Annotated in this window: 16 protein-coding genes; all 16 read right to left on the bottom strand. The window is 47.2% G+C overall.

All coding sequences use genetic code 11. The annotated features are described in order from the left end of the window. Positions 1-238 precede the first annotated feature (238 nt). The 16 genes from DMN77_RS04420 to DMN77_RS04495 all read right to left on the bottom strand — a co-directional run bounded on the left by DMN77_RS04420 (position 239) and on the right by DMN77_RS04495 (position 13,560). Positions 239-691, bottom strand: coding sequence for a YaiI/YqxD family protein (locus DMN77_RS04420; protein ID WP_179013724.1), 453 nt, complete (start codon positions 689-691; stop codon positions 239-241). Between the two features lie 23 nt (positions 692-714). Beyond that, positions 715-2,793, bottom strand: a complete 2,079-nt coding sequence (gene glyS, locus DMN77_RS04425) for a glycine--tRNA ligase subunit beta (RefSeq protein ID WP_068782084.1) — start codon at positions 2,791-2,793, stop codon at positions 715-717. After that, positions 2,786-3,673, bottom strand: a complete 888-nt coding sequence (glyQ, locus tag DMN77_RS04430) for a glycine--tRNA ligase subunit alpha (RefSeq protein ID WP_068782085.1) — start codon at positions 3,671-3,673, stop codon at positions 2,786-2,788. Before glyQ ends, glyS begins: the two co-directional genes overlap by 8 nt. Before the next feature lie 235 nt (positions 3,674-3,908). Next, positions 3,909-4,052 carry a hypothetical protein gene (locus DMN77_RS04435; RefSeq protein ID WP_157259360.1) on the bottom strand — a complete coding sequence of 48 codons (144 nt, stop codon included), beginning with the start codon at positions 4,050-4,052 and terminating at the stop codon, positions 3,909-3,911. 135 nt (positions 4,053-4,187) lie between these two features. Further along, positions 4,188-4,937 carry a DNA repair protein RecO gene (gene recO / locus DMN77_RS04440; RefSeq protein ID WP_068782086.1) on the bottom strand — a complete coding sequence of 250 codons (750 nt, stop codon included), beginning with the start codon at positions 4,935-4,937 and terminating at the stop codon, positions 4,188-4,190. A 36-nt stretch (positions 4,938-4,973) separates the two neighbouring features. Further along, positions 4,974-5,120, bottom strand: coding sequence for a YqzL family protein (locus tag DMN77_RS04445; RefSeq protein ID WP_082790171.1), 147 nt, complete (start codon positions 5,118-5,120; stop codon positions 4,974-4,976). Between the two features lie 464 nt (positions 5,121-5,584). Beyond that, positions 5,585-6,487, bottom strand: a complete 903-nt coding sequence (era, locus tag DMN77_RS04450) for a GTPase Era (protein WP_068782087.1) — start codon at positions 6,485-6,487, stop codon at positions 5,585-5,587. 129 nt (positions 6,488-6,616) lie between these two features. Further along, on the bottom strand, positions 6,617-6,991 hold the full coding sequence (locus DMN77_RS04455) for a diacylglycerol kinase family protein (RefSeq protein WP_068782088.1): 375 nt from the start codon (positions 6,989-6,991) through the stop codon (positions 6,617-6,619). After that, positions 6,991-7,494, bottom strand: coding sequence for an rRNA maturation RNase YbeY (ybeY, locus tag DMN77_RS04460; RefSeq protein WP_179013726.1), 504 nt, complete (start codon positions 7,492-7,494; stop codon positions 6,991-6,993). Before ybeY ends, DMN77_RS04455 begins: the two co-directional genes overlap by 1 nt. Further along, a complete protein-coding gene (locus DMN77_RS04465; RefSeq protein ID WP_068782090.1) occupies positions 7,484-9,760 on the bottom strand; it encodes an HD family phosphohydrolase in 2,277 nt (758 codons plus the stop codon). The genes ybeY and DMN77_RS04465 overlap by 11 nt, the downstream gene beginning before the upstream one ends. 18 nt (positions 9,761-9,778) lie before the next feature. Next, positions 9,779-10,750 carry a PhoH family protein gene (locus DMN77_RS04470; protein ID WP_068782091.1) on the bottom strand — a complete coding sequence of 324 codons (972 nt, stop codon included), beginning with the start codon at positions 10,748-10,750 and terminating at the stop codon, positions 9,779-9,781. 19 nt (positions 10,751-10,769) lie between these two features. Beyond that, positions 10,770-11,939: a sporulation protein YqfD gene (yqfD, locus tag DMN77_RS04475; protein WP_068782092.1), complete on the bottom strand. Its 1,170-nt coding sequence runs from the start codon at positions 11,937-11,939 to the stop codon at positions 10,770-10,772. Positions 11,940-11,942: 3 nt separating this feature from the next. Then, a complete protein-coding gene (yqfC, locus tag DMN77_RS04480) occupies positions 11,943-12,230 on the bottom strand; it encodes a sporulation protein YqfC (RefSeq protein ID WP_068782093.1) in 288 nt (95 codons plus the stop codon). Positions 12,231-12,340: 110 nt separating this feature from the next. Beyond that, a complete protein-coding gene (locus DMN77_RS04485; protein WP_068782094.1) occupies positions 12,341-12,784 on the bottom strand; it encodes a GatB/YqeY domain-containing protein in 444 nt (147 codons plus the stop codon). Positions 12,785-12,799: 15 nt separating this feature from the next. Then, positions 12,800-12,973: a 30S ribosomal protein S21 gene (rpsU, locus tag DMN77_RS04490; protein ID WP_005547957.1), complete on the bottom strand. Its 174-nt coding sequence runs from the start codon at positions 12,971-12,973 to the stop codon at positions 12,800-12,802. Positions 12,974-13,194: 221 nt separating this feature from the next. After that, the gene (locus DMN77_RS04495; protein ID WP_068782095.1) at positions 13,195-13,560 is read right to left on the bottom strand and encodes a histidine triad nucleotide-binding protein; all 366 of its coding nucleotides are present in this window, start codon (positions 13,558-13,560) and stop codon (positions 13,195-13,197) included. Positions 13,561-14,081 lie beyond the last annotated feature (521 nt).

Genomic DNA, 14,081 nt, shown 5'->3' on the forward strand with positions numbered 1-14,081 from the left:
CGAATGCTTAAGAAGTCATGTTTCCTAACGCAAACACCTCAGGGCTCACGTAAAACAAAGACTTCCCGGGTCGTTTCTTATCGAAAACGCGCAGCTCCGCGCCTCACACCCTGGCTTCCTGCAACCTTCTTGATGCTGAGAGTCAAACTTTTTGAACACGCACCTAAGTTAGAATATTTCACAGCCGAACTTAGGCCGTTAAAATGACTTCTAACCCGTAAATATAAATTCGCTAAAATTAGTTATTCTCCTGCAAATCTTGCAAAAGTTTTGACAACATATATTGAAAGTGAGCGCGGTCCACGTCGGTAAAAGGCTTGGGCCCCTTGGCATAGCGCCCTCCGCGCCGCGCTTTGGCATGATAATGCCTGCGTTCAAGCAAATAATCAATATTCCCCGGGTGATATAATTCGCCCCGGGGAGACAATGTTCTACAATGTTTAGCTAACGTCAACGCAGCGAGACCATAATCCTGGGTCACTACGATATCATCCTTGACGATATGATTGGCAATATACATATCTGCACTCTGCGAGCTTCGGTCGACATGGATAATTTGCACTCCCTGCTCAGCCTGAAGCTCGTGATCATAAGAAGAAACCATAAGCACCTGCGCACCAAAATCGTGAGCTGTCTCAATAATTTCCCGTTTTACCGGGCAGGAATCCGCATCCACGACAATTCGAGCCATTTGCCGGACTTCCTCCATTTCCGCTATGCCCAGACCAGCTTGCCAAAGTCGGCAAACACCTTAAGATCCTCATCGATAGCCGCCAGCAAGGCCAGACGGTTCGTACGGATCTCTTCATCGTCCGCCATAACCATAACTTTATCGAAGAAATTTGTAATGGATGCTTGCAATCCGCCAAGCAGATTTAAAGCTTCCGCTTCGTGTCTTTCCGCTAGCTTGCTGCGATAGTCTTCCGTCATCGACCGCCATGCATCATAGAGCTGTTGCTCGGCAGGATCGCTGAGCAAGTCGAAGCGAACCTTCATCGCCGAGGCTTTGGCTGCCAGATTGCTTACACGTCCGAAAGATTCAACCGTTGTTTTGAAGTCCCCCTGATTCGTCACCGCATCCATCAGGGCATTGCCGCGCTGAACAACGGAGACGACATCATCATATCCTGCTGCGATGACCGCTTCAACCACATCATAACGCAAGCTGTCGGACAGCGTTCTTTTCACACGAAGACCGAAGAATTCCAGCAAGTCGCGCATAATTTCTTCCTCAGTACGCTTCAGCCCGTGGAAATTCGCATGAGTCTCCAAGGAAATTTTGAAAATATCGTTCAGGCTAACCGACAATTTATGCTCCAAAATAATCTGTACAATACCTGCCGCTTGACGGCGTAATCCGTATGGATCCTGTGATCCGGTTGGAATAATGCCGATCGAGAAGCAGCCGGTAATCGTATCTATTTTATCCGCAATACTAACAATTGAACCAATCTCCGAAGCAGGAACCTCGTCTCCGGCAAAACGCGGTTGATAATGTTCAAATACGGCTTTGGCTACCGCTTCCGGCTCCCCGGCTTTGCGGGCATAATCCTCACCCATAACACCTTGCAGTTCCGGGAATTCACCTACCATTTGCGTAACCAGGTCGAATTTGCAAATCTCGGCTGTACGGCTGATCATCTCAGCTACCCCGGATTCTACGCCAAGCAGGTGCGAGAGCTTCTCGGCATTCCGGCGAATGCGGCGTACTTTATCTCCTACCGTTCCCAACTCTTCATGGAAGACGATGCTTTCCAGCTTGGACAAGGCATCCTTAATCTGCAGCTTTTGATCCTCTTCATAGAAGAACTTCGCATCAGACAGGCGTGCGCGCAGCACCTTTTCATTCCCGCGGGAGATGGTGTCAAGATGCTCAGCGTTCCCGTTGCGCACCGTTACGAAATATGGAAGCAAATCTCCTTCGTTGTTCAATACCGGGAAATAACGTTGATGCTCGCGCATGGAAGTGATAAGCACTTCCTTGGGAATGTTCAAGAAAGATTCCTCGAACCTCCCGTAAAGAGCGGTTGGTGTTTCAACCAGAAACAAAACTTCCTCCAGCAAGTCATCCTTAACGGCGATATTCCAGCCTTTTTCAGAAGCCAGTGCCGCAATTTGCTCTTCAATAAGCTTCTGGCGCTCATTTACATCAACAATCACATGCTCGGCACGCAAGGCTTCAACATAATTGGCTGGTTCTGAAATAACGGTATCTTGACCAAGGAAACGATGTCCCCTTGTTACGTTCCCGGATTTAACACCGGCGATTTCCAGCTCGATAATTTGCGATCCGAACAGGGCAACGATCCAACGAATCGGGCGTACAAATTTAAAGTCATGATTGCCCCAGCGCATATTTTTCGGAAAATTCATCGCATGCATAATGCCCAGCAGTCCTTCCGATACGATGGAAGCTGTCTCCACACCGGTGCGGCTCTTGCTGACATAGACATACTCTGTTCCGCCCAGATCTTTGAAAGTAAACTGATCCGGTGCCGCTCCTTGACTGCGGGCAAATCCAAGCGCGGCTTTACTCCACTCTCCATTTTCGTCCAAAGCAATTTTACGGGATGGCCCTTTGACCTCTTCATGAACATCTTCCTGCTTCTCGGCCACATCCTTGACAAGCACAGCCAGACGGCGCGGTGATGCATAGCTTAGGACGGCACCATGTGTAATTACTGAATCATCCAGCCATTTGCCCAATCGTTCCGCCAACTGCTCCATCGCCCCACGGATAAAACGGGCAGGCATTTCCTCTAAACCGATCTCAAACAATAAATCTTTAGACATGTGCAGCGCCCCCTTTCTCAAGCATTGGGAATCCCAATTTCTCGCGTTCCTCCAAATAAGTTGCCGCAACTTGACGGGCTAGATTACGAATCCGGGTGATGTAACCGGTCCGCTCCGTTACGCTGATTGCCCCTCTGGCATCAAGCAAGTTGAACGCATGCGAGCATTTCAGCACATAATCATATGCCGGGAATACAAGATGCTGATCCATCGCTTTGTTTGCTTCCTGCTCATACATGTTGAACAAGGTGAATAGCATTTTTACGTCCGAGATTTCAAACGTATATTTCGAATGTTCAAATTCGGCCTGGTGGAATACATCTCCATAGCTCGTTCCATCCACCCACTCCAGATCGAACACATTTTCTTTATCCTGGATATATGAAGCAAGCCGCTCCATACCATAAGTAATCTCCACTGCTACAGGATTAGCTTCAATTCCGCCAACCTGTTGGAAATAAGTAAATTGTGTAATTTCCATGCCGTCCAGCCAAACTTCCCAACCAAGCCCCCAAGCGCCAAGGCCCGGATGCTCCCAGTTATCCTCTACAAAGCGAATATCATGCTCCAGCGGATTGATTCCAAGACGCTTCAGGCTTTCCAAATAAATTTCCTGAATATTGTCAGGGGAGGGCTTGATGATGACTTGGAACTGGTGATGCTGATACAGACGGTTCGGATTCTCGCCATATCGTCCGTCCGCCGGACGACGGGATGGCTCTACATAAGCGACTCTCCATGGCTCTGGTCCAATTGAGCGAAGGAAGGTCATCGGATTAAGCGTCCCCGCTCCCTTCTCCACATCATACGGCTGCACGACAATGCAATCTTGCTCCGACCAGAACTGCTGCAGGGTCAGAATCATTTGTTGGAAATTCATGAACCACAACTCCTTTGTTTGTTAAATGCGAAAATATCGGCTGAACAGAACATTATGCCCGGTTGCAAGCTTTGCAGCTTATCCCGATGATCTATTATTCAGCTTCACTCCCGGCGTCCGGAAGAGTACGCAAAAAAGCTCTCTTCCTCCACGCCTGTAACCAGACGTAGGGACGAGAGCTATAGCTTTCCCGCGGTTCCACCCTACTTGATTTGCCAACTTTTTTGAATATTTATCAAAAAGAAAGTTTAGCAAATCCGCTTTTCACGAACAATTCTTCATGCTCCCGGGCTGCCATTTCATGGACTAATCCGACCGGGCTTACACCTTCCCCGGCTCGCTTCATGCAGATGTAGACTCCATTACTTGTCCCGCTCAACACATGAATCTCCATATAGAGATTGCTCAAAAAAGTCACTTTTGATCCTGCGCTTCGATGCTGACCAACCGACCTTTTTAAACTCGTACTAACTGGAGAAATTCTAATAAATTATAAATAATTACAGATAGAATGTCAAATATTATACTTGTTCAGTTGATCCAGCACCTGCAGCGATTTTAGCTTGAGCCCCAGTTGAATATCAATAAAAGAACGCATCAATTCCTTGAGTTCTTGCCTGGTGTTATCCTTTACACTAATGCTGCCCAGCCTTCTCATATCCATTCTTTCAAACAAAGTCAGCAATTTATAAGTCCCCGCTGTAATTTCCCGCGCCGCTGGATCGTGATGACGGCATCTTCGACATAGTTTGCCTCCAAGCCGCGGACTCATGAAGGTGGATTCATCCTCAGCCCCACAATTGACACAAGCGCTGAAGGAAGGTCCGTATCCCGCGGCCTGAAGAACCTTAATTTCATATAGATGGAGAACGATCTGCGGATCTTTTCCAGTCGACAACGCATCCAGACAGGCCTTCAGTTGTGTGAACCAGAAACGCCCGATTTCTTCATCCTGCAGCGTACGGTCCAGCAATTCACAAGCATAGGAAGCATAGGCCGCCAGGAACAGATCCTCACGCAAAGAAAAGTGAGATTCAATAATCTCACCTTGATTCAGCGTTCCCAAGCCGCCATTTTGACGGAAGAACACATATTCTCCATAAGTAAAAGGCTGCACCATGGCGGCCAAGCGGCTCTTCATCTTCTTAGCTCCGCGCGCAATAACGCCGATTTTTCCATTATTTTCGGTGCAGAGTGTGACGATTTTATTCCCTTCGCCATAATCCATACTGCGGATGACGATTCCTTCTACTCTATACAACATACCTGTTCCCCCAACCGCTCCGGCTCCATAACAGCGTTATTCAGCCGCCGCTTCTTCCTCCTCGAGGCTCAGTTCCTCAATGGTACTGGCTTCCTCACCTATACTTCCACCAGACTCTTTATACAATAAATAAGCATCGACATCTCCCGTCATTGCAAAATACTTCCACGAAAAATCTCGCATTCGTATTCATCCTCTCTTCGGAAACGACGTCTGTATCTACAAAGAATAGGATGTGCTAGATGACATGATCTATGCGTTGCAATTCCTCCCAGCTTAGAGGAAGTTCAAGCAACCCGATTTTGATTACGATGTAATACTGTTGAACTACTCGACATCGAATCTTGAATTCAGCCGGGGCTTCCGGTGCTCACGTACACACTGCGTACGCTTCGCTCCTCTTCCCCTAAGCTTCATCCAACCTTCTCGGTACTGAAAACCGGGCTGCTTGAACATTTATTTATACGGAAGTTCAAGCAACCTGATTTTGATTACGATGTAATACTGTTGAACTACTCGATATCGAATCTTGAATTCAGCCGGGTCTTTCGGTGCTCACGTACACACTACGTACGCTCCGCTCCTCTTCCCCTTCACCCGAGTGCCTATTTTACAATGTTTGACTTACGCCAACCGCAAACTCCCACTTAAGCATCTTTATGGAAGCCGAGATCTTTAAGAACCCGATCCTGGTTTCGCCAGTCTTTCTTCACTTTGACCCAGAGCTCAAGGAAAATCTTCGAGCCAAGCAGGCGTTCAATATCCATTCTTGCCCGTTTGCCAACTTCCTTCAGCATTGAGCCTTGTTTACCGATAATGATCCCTTTCTGTGAATCACGCTCAACAAATATCACAGCCCCTACATAAACAACCCCGTTATCTTGCACACGCATATCTTCAATCGTCACTGCAATGGAATGCGGAACTTCTTCCCGGGTCATATGCAAAATTTTCTCGCGAATCAGTTCAGCACATACAAACTGCTCCGGATGGTCCGTAATTTGATCTTCAGGATAATATTGCGGTCCTTCTGGCAGGTATTTGCCGAGCTGTTCAAGCAGCGTATTCACGTTATTGCCCAGCATCGCCGAAACAGGCACGATTTCAGCAAAGTTGTGCAGCTTGCTATATTCCTCAATCAACGGAAGCAGAACCTCCGGCTCTACACGATCAATCTTGTTCAGCACCAGAATAACGGGTGTTGACAAGCCCTTAAGCTTCTCGATAATAAAGCGATCTCCCCCGCCTAGACCTTCTGCCGCATCGACCAGGAACAGGACGGCCTCCACTTCGCCAAGCGTATTTAACGCTGTTGTATTCATGAAATCTCCAAGCTTCGATTGACGCTTATGAATGCCTGGTGTATCAAGAAATACAATTTGCATTTCATCGGTCGTATAGACTCCGTGAATTTTATTCCGCGTCGTCTGCGGTTTATCGGACATAATCGCGATTTTTTGGCCAATCACCTGGTTCATCAGTGTGGATTTACCGACGTTAGGACGGCCGACAATAGCTACAAACCCCGATTTGAATTTAGATTTAGTCATATATGCAACCCTTTCATTATCCTTTAATCCTGAATTCGCTCCAAAACCTTCAGGAGGTTATTCAACATTCCATCAATTCATAAGTTGCCTCATTCCCCATGCTGCCATGCAGCCCATCAACGGGGAGGCTCAACTCATTCCTAGCCAGCTCATTACAGGCTGATAGAATAATAGTACCGCAACCAGCACAGAGATTATCGCTGCAACCAGCACCGCTGCGGCTGCCGCATCCTTGGCAATCTTGGCCAGCTTGTGCCAGTCCGGGCTGATCAGATCAACCGTCTTCTCAATCGCCGTATTCAGCAGCTCCGTACAGATCACTAGCGCAATCATAACAAGCAATAGAGCGATATCCCTTAACGTGAGTTGAAAAAACAACGCAGCCAGCACCACTAAGATGCCGGCCAGTACGTGAATGCGCAAATTTCGTTCTGTTCGTAAAGAATGGATGATCCCCTCAAATGCACAGCCGAATACATCGCTCCATTTACGCTTTGATCTCATTAGCGGAGCAGTCCTACTTGCGAAAGTGCTGCCTCTTGTTTGCCCATCATTTCCGCTTCGCTAGCTTCATCCTGATGGTCATAGCCAAGCAGATGCAAGAAGCCGTGCACAAACAAGAAGCCAATTTCCCGATGAAGAGAATGACCGTAGTCTTCGCTCTGCTGCTGAGCACGTTCTACAGAGATAATGATGTCGCCAAGCACGTCTGTCATTACCTCTAGCTGCTCCGCTTCTTCATCATCCACTTCATAGACGATCTCCAGCTCATCATCAAGGGATTCCTGCATCGCAAAGGACAATACATCCGTTGGCCGATCTATCCCGCGATAGGTCCGGTTCAGTTCATGAATATTCTCGTCATCGACAAAGGTCAGGGCAACCTCGCCTTCCGTTACCCCTTCGGCTTCGCCTGCTTTTTGCAGCAATTTATCCAATAAAGAAATCAAATCGTCGCTAATGGCCAGCTTGTCCTGCTCGTTGCTCCATTCTAACTTAAGCCCCATTTCCTTCCTGCCCCCTGTTGTTCTCTTCTTCCGCCGCTTTTGTCTTCTTCATCTGCTCCGGATATTCGATCCGGGAATGGAAGATCCCCATCACCGTTTCCTTCAGCGTCTTGGCAATGACATCAAGCTCACGCATCGTCAAATCGCATTCATTGAACTGGTGATCGTCCAGACGGCTCTTAATAATCTTCTCAATCATCGTCTCTACCTGTTCCACCGTAGGCTTGCGCAGCGAACGAACAGCCGCTTCAACACTATCCGCAATTCCTACTACGGCCGCTTCTTTGGATTGAGCCTTAGGACCATGATAACGGAAGTCCTCCTCCGTGAATTCAGGCTTAACACCTTGCTCTTCAGCCAAAGTCAGCGCCTTATGATAGAAATAATGCAGGCAGGTCGTTCCATGATGCTGCTCAGCAATATCACGAATCGGCTTAGGCAGCTTGTATTCCTTCAACATCTCGACCCCATCTGTCGTATGAGCAATAATGATCGACTTGCTCAGTTTCGGATCGATGAAGTCATGTGGATTCTCCATATTGTTCTGATTCTCAATAAAATAGCTTGGGCGTTTCGTCTTGCCGATATCGTGATAATAAGAACCCACGCGGCATAAAAGCCCGTTCGCGCCGATCGCCTCGGCTGCCGCTTCCGATAGATTGCCAACCATGACGCTATGATGGTAGGTTCCCGGCGTCTCAATCAGCAGCTTGCGCAGTAAAGGATGGTTCGGGTTAGACAACTCTACCAGCTTAAGCGCAGACAATATGCCAAAGGTAACCTCGAAGAAAGGCATCAGGCCGATGACAAGAATCGTTGTCAGCAGGCCTCCGGCAACAGCAAAGCCAATCGTATACAGCGTGCTGGATTCGGTCCAGCTGTTATTGTCTAACAGGATCAATGTGAAAGCCGAGAATGACCCGAATAGACAGATCATTATGCCCGCCTTCAGCAGCGTCGATCGCTGGCTGGCTCGATGTATCGCAAAGATCGCCGCAAAGGAAATTACGATCGTAAAGAAACCAAAGTTGAAGTCGAAAATTTGCCCTTTATGCACATTCAAAATTACGCTGGCCAGGGCACTGAACAAAATAGTGCAAATATAGGCAAGCTGTAAATCAAGCAACAATGTAATCAGCATAGCTCCGACAGCAACCGGAGCAAGAAAACCTACGTAAATCCGCTGTTCATTTTGCAAAATAGCAGCTAAATGCATCGAGATGATCGTAATCACAATGATCATGAGCAGCATAACAAACTGCGAATTATTATATTTGAAGCGGCTGGCCCCTTCCGATTGACGGATATACATAATCAGCCCCAGTGCAAGCACAGAAGAGAGCATGACGAGAGCGAATTGCGGCCAATAGTTAACCTCATTTTTAAGCAAGCCGTTCTTCTCAAGCAAATTGTACATTTCTTCTGTGATCTTCTGCCCCTTGGCTACGAGTACATCCCCCTGCTTGATAAAGACCGTTGGGGTATTCTCCCGTGCCTCTACCTTGGCAGCCTTGGTCGCTTCCTCATCATAGAACTTGTTAGGGGTAATCACAAGACGAGCCAGCTCCTGCACAACTTCGCGAGATACCCGTTTGCTCAAGGAGCTCGTGCTGACCATCTCCGCTACCTTCGCCCTGGCTGTCTGCGCATCAACGATCTGGTCGGTCATCAGCCGTGAGACGATCTCTGCGGCTACCGGCTTCATCTCATTAACATCTTCGAGCGTCAAACGCGGTATTTTAATAAAGGTCTCTTCTGAAATTTGATATTGCTGCTCATTAATCCGCTCCGTAGCCTCTTGGAACAGCGTGGCCGTATAGTCGCTCGAATTACGATTATTCTTAATGAAGTTCTGTATGTAATCCTTAACCCGCTGTGGCAGTTCATCATGGTAAATCTGCTTCTTATCTTCAGTCGAAACCTGATCATCCTGATTCAAACGGGCGATTCGGTCCAGAATTTGCCCGATAAGAATCTCGTTGCGCATGGGAAGAATCGTATAGACTTGTCCGACCTTCTCGGCCGCTTCCTCCTGAGCCTTCAGCGTCGCTTTGGTGTCCGGAATTTCCATCGGAGCTAGAATCTCTTTATCACTGGGCAAGCCAACCGCAATATCGTAGGTTTCTGGCAATAGCTTGGACGCCATGCTCACATACAGGATTACAATCAAGAGAACATACAAAATATAGCGCACAGTAGCGCTATATTTCCATCCTGCAGCCTTCGATTGGAACTTGCTCTTTTTTTGCATTTCATTTGAGGTCATAGAGACAGCCCTCCTATACTAGGCCTGATTTTCAGCGGCACGATCATAAGCAACAATAATCTTCTGAACCAGCGAGTGGCGCACCACATCCGACTCCACAAAATCAACAAATCCGATCTCATCAATATTATTCAGAATGGTTCTCGCCTCAATCAGCCCGGATTTCTTGCCTCGCGGAAGATCAATCTGAGTCACATCGCCCGTAATGACCATCTTTGAGCCAAAACCAAGCCGAGTCAGAAACATCTTCATCTGTTCTGGTGTCGTATTTTGGGCCTCGTCCAATATAATAAAAGAATCATCCAGCGTACGACCACGCATATAGGCAAGAGGAGCGATCTCAATCAGTCCCCGTTCCAACGCTTTTGCTGTCTGATCCGGCCCCATGACGTCGTATAACGCATCATACAGCGGACGCAAATAAGGGTCTACCTTCTCCTGTAAATCCCCTGGCAGGAAGCCCAGATTCTCCCCAGCTTCGACCGCAGGACGAGTCAGGATAATACGCTTAACCGAGCCTTCCTTCAGCGCCGAGATGGCCAGTACAACGGCAAGATAGGTTTTGCCTGTTCCCGCCGGGCCGATACCGAATACAATATCGTTCTTCTTGATCGTTGTGACATAATGCTTCTGTCCGATCGTCTTGACGCGTATTGGCTTCCCACGGAAGGTTACAGCGATCTCTCCCTTATATAAATCAAGCAATTGATCAGCCCGGAAATCCTGCGCCAGATCAATCGCATAGAGCACATCTCTTTCGGTCAATATATATCCATTGCGGATAAGTTCAAGCAATACCTCGAATAGCTGTTCAAGCCGTTCAACATCGCCGTTTTGACCGCGGACAGATATTTCCGATTCTCTTAGAACAATGTTTGCTGTAAATCTTTTCTCGATCAACTTCAGGAATGCATCTTGAGGGCCGAATAGTGACAAACCTTCAGACGCATTTTGAAGCGCTATTTTGACACTGACAAGTTGTTCTGACAAATTAGCCTCATTCTCCTTGCTATTGTACGATGGGTAGTTCTTTTGCTATATCCTGATCTACTTCAAAATGCACTTTCATATAAACTTTACCATTCTCAGTCTTCTCATGCAAAATTTTTTGCGATAAAACTACACTTTTTGTCCCGTACTTGCTCATAATATCGCGTTTTGCCGCCTCTATTCCATCATTTTTGGCCTTTTCCTCAGAAATCGCCAATTCAATAAAAGTCGTCTCCATAATCTCCTCGCTCATCCAGCCGATGGGCAGCTTGAAGCTTCTCCAGGTCAGCGGGTCTATTCTCGTCATCGTGTTGGATTTCTCAAAATCGACCTTCCCATATCCGGTAAGCTGAATCGCTGTTTTGCCAAAATATAAATATCCGCGTTCTTTTTTCTCTCCGGTATAAACCTTCTGCTTGCGCAGCAACGGTACTTCGATATTGTATTCATGCCAGACAATACCTCTGACCTCTCCCTTGGCGACAATTCTCTTGCCCCCCTGTTCACCGGAGATAAGAACTTGCCCTTTACGAACGCGGTCATTTTTTCTTACTTCCGGATTGCCCCTCTCCGCATAAATGCGTGTGACAACCGCATCCGACGTGCTGACAAAACTGCGCGGGTTCATCAACTCCTGCTCTTTCGGCTTTGACGCCTCCACGATCTGGATCCTGATCTTTGTTCCTGTGCGCGAGACGCCAACCCAGGATACCCCCGGCAGCTTGCGGGCCAGATCCTTGGAGAGCTCGTCCTGTCTGGGCAGCCGATAAATCCATTGGAAAGGATATACTCCCTCGCTACGAGCAGCAAGCAGGACATCCTCCTTTGGAATTTTGCCATTGCCCTCCACTTCAATATCCCATACCAGAGAAGATAATGCTAGTACAACGCCGATAAAAAGAGCAAATCCGAAGACGAACCATTTGCGTTTCCATAATCTGACCATCATAAAAGGAATGCCTGAGCGCCGCTTCACTCTAAGACGACAGCCTGTCCGCTTCAGAAGCGGACGCAGCTTGAAGAAGTCCGCCAGCTGGATGTTCATCTCCATTGTCCCATCCGGGAGCGGCTTCAGATCCCACACCTGCATCTCTTTCTTCGTTAGCTCATTGACGAGAAGTTCAATCGATTTACCGCGGACGACAATCGTGACTACGCCGCGCAGCTTGGCAAAGACGGGTGATTTCACAGCTTACTCCTCCGTTCCGCGATATTTAATCCCTTCGATTTTCCCTTCGATGACGATTTCCTGTGGCAATATTTCCTTTATGACAAGTCCACTCCCCTCGACCTCAAGAGAACCGTGGCTTAACTCCAATTGAAGCTGTTCCGGAGAGAAGAACACTACCCCGCGATGATTCTCTATGTACAACTGCTTACCTCCGATCAAGGTGAGCCTTGGCAAATTAAAAACAAGATCTCCTGGCAAGTCGAGCGCTTCGACCGTCCATTTGCGAAATTTGCGGACAAACCGGCTCATATGAGGCAATCCTCCTTCCCCTACTGTACAAAATATGCGGGGAGGTGGTGATTTATGAAAACACAAGAAAAAACACCTTCTACGATGTAGAAGGTGTTTACCTCTATTAGCTATTGCAGAGACTGTTGCACTGCCTGATTAACAAGCTTACCGTCAGCCCGGCCTTTGACCTTGGGCATCAGCGCGCTCATCACTTTCCCCATATCAGCTTTTGAAGAAGCACCGGTTTCCTGGATGGTCTGCTGTACAATGACTTTAATTTCTTCTTCAGTTAACTGCTTGGGAAGGTATACGGCAATGATCTCAACTTCCGCTCTGGCACTCGCGGCAAGATCTTCGCGACCTGCTTTTTCAAATTCTTGGAGGGCATCTTTGCGCTGTTTGATCTCACGACTTAGGATATCAAGCACTTCATTATCGTCCAAAGTTCTTTTCAAATCTATCTCAAGATTTTTAATCGTAGAACGTACCATTCGTATGGTGGAGAGTTTGAACTTGTCTTGACTCTTCATCGCTTGCTTCATATCTTCGTTCAATCGCTCGCTAAGATTCATGGTAGCTAATTCCTCCTAAAACTTTCTCTTACGAGCAGCCTCGGACTTTTTCTTGCGCTTTACGCTTGGCTTTTCATAATGCTTGCGTTTCTTCACCTCAGCCAATACGCCATCTTTAGCAATGGAACGTTTAAAGCGACGAAGTGCAGCATCAATTGTCTCGTTTTTGCGAACTTTAGTTTCAGACACCAGTTTTCCCTCCCTCCGACCAGACCGTCCAAGAGCATAACAACACGGTTCATCAAGCTACATTATAGGGGAAAAATAAAGAAGGTGTCAACCTGACACCCTGTTTTCCTATTCATTATTTATTACTTTTTTACCTATGCACACCGATCAGCATGAGGCAAAAACGGCGGTATACCTTAGTTTTTCCACAATTTCAGGCAATTAGACATTCACAAAATTCGTCAATTTGCATGTGAATCCGAAGTTTGTGCAAGCGCCCCCAGCTTCGCTCCGCCTAGCAGGTGATAGTGAATATGATATACAGCCTGTCCGCTATCAGGACCGCAGTTATTGATCAATCTGTAGCCAGTCTCTGCAACACCAAGCTCCTTGGCCATCTGCTGTGCAATGCGATGCAATTCACCAATCATGGCATAATCTTCTGAGCCGACATCGTTCATCGTAGCGATATGCTTCTTCGGAATGATCAGTACATGGACCGGCGCTGCAGGCTGGATATCATGAAATACGAGAAATGTATCGTCTTCATACACTTTTTTCGAAGGGATCTTCCCCTCTACAATGCTACAAAACAAACAATTTTCCATTTTACATTATCCTCCTTCAAAGTAGTGTTCAAGCATGTTCCCTCTAACTTCCTTATAATAGGGCAGTTTAAAAAGACCGCTTGCGATTACGAAGTGAATTAAAGAAGCCACTCGGTAACGAATCCTAAATTCAGCCGGGTCCAGGTAAATAACACGAAGTCACGTTTCCCGGAAACATCTCCGGTGCTCCCGTACCCATTCAAGCAAAGGCTTCCGGGATCGTTTTATCCAAATAACGTGCTGCTCCTCTCCTCACCCTAGTTACGTCCAACTGAAGCGTTTGGTAGAAACGCACATCGGTTATCATACGCTTAAGTCCTGAAAACCGATCTTTCTGAACACATACCTTAATGATACCGAAAAAAGGCAAAAAAAAGAAGCACCCTGTTTCCTCTCAAATAAGGAAACGAATCTACGGACGTATTGGAATCAAAAATGAGCATTTCTGCCACCAATACGTCCGCCGGGGTGCATCTATAAGATGTCGGCTAACTGTAGTATAACAGCCACTTGAAGCTGTA

Origin of the sequence: Paenibacillus sp. 79R4, assembly GCF_013393165.1 — a bacterium.
GTDB lineage: Bacteria > Bacillota > Bacilli > Paenibacillales > Paenibacillaceae > Fontibacillus.